Source organism: Planococcus circulans, assembly GCF_020023385.1.
Lineage (GTDB): Bacteria > Bacillota > Bacilli > Bacillales_A > Planococcaceae > Planococcus.
This window is the reverse complement of record NZ_JAIQCL010000024.1, coordinates 1-3,008: the sequence shown is the minus strand read 5'-3', so window position 1 is coordinate 3,008 and position 3,008 is coordinate 1. Positions and strand designations below refer to the sequence as shown.

3 protein-coding genes are annotated in these 3,008 nt (G+C 50.7%); all 3 read right to left on the bottom strand.

Annotated features, from left to right (window positions below; translation table 11 throughout):
* Positions 1 to 97: 97 nt before the first annotated feature.
* The 3 genes from K8U60_RS18890 to K8U60_RS18880 are packed head-to-tail and all read right to left on the bottom strand — an operon-like array spanning position 98 to position 2,797.
* Positions 98 to 898 carry an ExeA family protein gene (locus K8U60_RS18890; RefSeq protein WP_223643631.1) on the bottom strand — a complete coding sequence of 267 codons (801 nt, stop codon included), beginning with the start codon at positions 896 to 898 and terminating at the stop codon, positions 98 to 100.
* The gene (locus K8U60_RS18885) at positions 891 to 2,246 is read right to left on the bottom strand and encodes a DDE-type integrase/transposase/recombinase (RefSeq protein ID WP_223643629.1); all 1,356 of its coding nucleotides are present in this window, start codon (positions 2,244 to 2,246) and stop codon (positions 891 to 893) included. Before K8U60_RS18885 ends, K8U60_RS18890 begins: the two co-directional genes overlap by 8 nt.
* The gene (locus tag K8U60_RS18880) at positions 2,198 to 2,797 is read right to left on the bottom strand and encodes a DUF6431 domain-containing protein (RefSeq protein ID WP_223643633.1); all 600 of its coding nucleotides are present in this window, start codon (positions 2,795 to 2,797) and stop codon (positions 2,198 to 2,200) included. Before K8U60_RS18880 ends, K8U60_RS18885 begins: the two co-directional genes overlap by 49 nt.
* Positions 2,798 to 3,008: the final 211 nt, after the last annotated feature.

Sequence of the window (3,008 nt, the reverse complement as noted above, 5' to 3'; positions counted from 1 at the left end):
TGTTATTGACGCCTGATTTTGTCTAGAAATTGACGGTTCTTTTTGTCCCATACCTGACGGTTTTGTTGTCCGAAAAATAGAGAAAAACGAGAGAGAACTAAGCCAGTTCTCCCTCGATCACTTTCTTCACCATCCGGTCGTCGATGATACGATTTCCATTCTGTGCCGCAAACAACAGGCAATGCGTCGAGAGCTTGTTGATGAGGCGCGATGCGCCGCTTGAATAGCTGAACACCTCGTCAATCGCAGATTCGCTGAAGATGTCGTGTCCGACACCCGCGTAGGCGAGATGTTGGTTCATGTATTGTTCCGTCTCTGCACGGTCGAGATGATGGAGCCGAAATTGGATATCAATCCGCTGGCGAATGGCTGCGAAGGATTGAAGCTGAAGGCGATCCCATAGTTCAGTCTGTCCGACCATGATGAGCGCCATCGGGCTCTGCGCGTCCATCCGGAAGTTCAGGAGGAATCGCACTTCTTCCAACATCTCCCGGTCGAGTAAGTGGGCTTCGTCCACCACACAAACAGGCGTCAGCTTATGGATGCCTTTCATCAGTTCGATTTCGCGGTGCAGCTGACGCTTGGCATCACCCCGGTAGAACTTGGATTCGAGTCCCAGCTGCTCTAACATCCCTTTGTAAAAATGCCGTGGTGTTAACTTGGAGTCCGACAGGTAAAGCAGTTTAAAACGCGAAGGATCCAGTTGATCGGTGAAACGGCGGATCGCGGTTGTCTTGCCGAGCCCGCATTCCCCGGTCATCACCGCGAAAAGTTGCCGTTCTGCGGCATAGTTCAGGCGGCCGATGATTTCTTCCAGTTGATTGGATTCATACAGTTCGGCTGTCGGGATATCACGTGAAAACGGAGTGGCCTTCATTTCAAAGAATGATTCAAACATGTTCCACACCGCCCTTTCCGATGTTGCGGAAACTTACGGCAGGGACACTCGGTGTCACGGCGGATGCCTTGCGGTCTGCGTTCACTTTCTTGGCACCCTGCAGGAGGCGCGATGAACCGGCAGGTTCTTTCGTCATTTTCTCCGGCAGTGATGGCCGCTTTCCGGTCTTCTCGGTGATGACCATCTCCCGTGCCTTCCAACTGTCATAGCCAGGGTAATCGACGATCAGCTCACGGGTGTCCTGCGGATCAAACGTAATTTCGACCTTGCAGCCGACAAAATTGAGACCGACTTCATATTTCCGATCTTGGAAACTGATGCAGCCGGATTTGTCGACTTTGCGCGTTTCCGCATGCAAGAAGGCATGGGCCAGCTCTTCCGCGGAAACGGAACGAATCTGTGTCGATTCGCTGCGAAACGCTTCGAAAGGTGTCTTGCCACTTAGCGCACTATGCTCTTTATGAACGTAGCGCTCTTTCACCCAGATATCCGCCCAAGCGTTTAATTCGTCGACGGTCTGCGGTTCTTCGAGCCGCACTTCTTGGAGGAATTCGTCAAAGGTTCGGTTGAACCGTTCGACCTTTCCTGTCGATTCCGGTGAATAGGGACGGGCATAGAGGAGGCGCGTACCGAGCTTTGAACAGGTCCGCGCCATCCACTTGGTACGATATTGCTTGCCGTTGTCGAAGTAGACACTCTCCGGCACCCCGTGTTTCCGGATGGACTCGCGAAACGCATCTTCGACGCACCGCGCATCCAACATCGGATAGAACGCTACATGGAGAGGAAAGCGTGTCGCATCATCCAAAAAAGCAATCATGTAGACCTGTTTCTTCGTCCCATTTGGACCGATCGGTAAATAAGGTCCATATTTGATATCCGAATGCCATAGGGCATTTCGACGGCGTTTCTGAAATCGCCGAACGGCTCCGGATGTCTCATGGTACATCCTCATTTGGCGTGCGCTATACCCCAATTTTGACAAGCGTTCCTGCAGTGTACTGCGCTTTAGTTCGCCTTTTGCGACTACGCCGTCCCATTCAAGAATCTGGATAATCGAGGTGATGCTCCGGCTCGGGACCTCTCGTCTTAAGTGAATTGCCTGTTCCACCACGTTGTCTTGTTGCTCACGCGGCACCGAACGATACGGCTTCTGTTTCAGCCCTTCAAAGCCTTCCTTCTTAAATTGTGCAATGTAGCGCCGGATGGTGCGTTCGGACAGCCCATTGCTTTCACAAATTTGTTCACGAAGCTTTTTCAGCTCCTGGGCATCCAATTTCTCATTCAATAGGGGCGCAATCATCTGAAATCGATTGGTCGCCAGTTCTTCTGCTTTTGTCCTTGCCATTTCTTACACTCCTTCTTGATCGGATAATTGAAGTGTAATTCACGGCGAGTGGACAAAAAGGCAGAACGGGTATGTATCCAAAAATGATGGTTGGCGACCGGTCGGACAATCTTTTCCAGCCATCCGCCTTCCATGCCAAACCATTGTCCGATTCGTTCGTGCGCAGGCAGCTGCCGACTGGACAGGTCGATCGCCGAGGTCCTATCTGTCTGAAATTGAACGAGAAGAGATTGAAGGATAAACAGCCAGTAATCGATCATGTGGAAGAACCAACTCCGCCAACGATAGATAGTCGATTCATCGGCTGCCACCGTCAGGTGGGTGGCTGGGAGAATAGCCTCCTCAATCACATCAGCCCCGTACCGTTTATAAGGCACCATCAGATCCGGCAATTCATGATGAATCTTTTCGCACTGCGTGCAGCGCAGCCTTCTGACGATGAATCGACGGGATTCACCGCTTTCATCCCGCAACTTCCGTTCACGTGAGCCGATGATCTTATACTCCATGTGGTTACAACAGGGACAAGGAACCTTTTCTGCGCACCGAATAAAAAACGCCTTTTGAGGCGCATTCTTCTATGTTATAATGAGAGACGATTATCATATTTTTTTGGAAGACGTCTCCCGTCGAGCTACTGGTAATAGCCGACACTTTGGGAGGCGTCTTTTCCTTTCTCCAGGGTTATTAAGGACATTATATCCGTCAATTCCTGGACAGACAATACCATCAACTTTTGGTCATTATGAAATAGCATTAACA

Excerpts from the sequence above, each read along its gene's own strand:
- K8U60_RS18890 (WP_223643631.1), bottom strand. The coding sequence starts at position 898 with ATGTTTGAATCATTCTTTGAAATGAAGGCCACTCCGTTTTCACGTGAT.
- K8U60_RS18885 (WP_223643629.1), bottom strand. The coding sequence starts at position 2,246 with ATGGCAAGGACAAAAGCAGAAGAACTGGCGACCAATCGATTTCAGATG.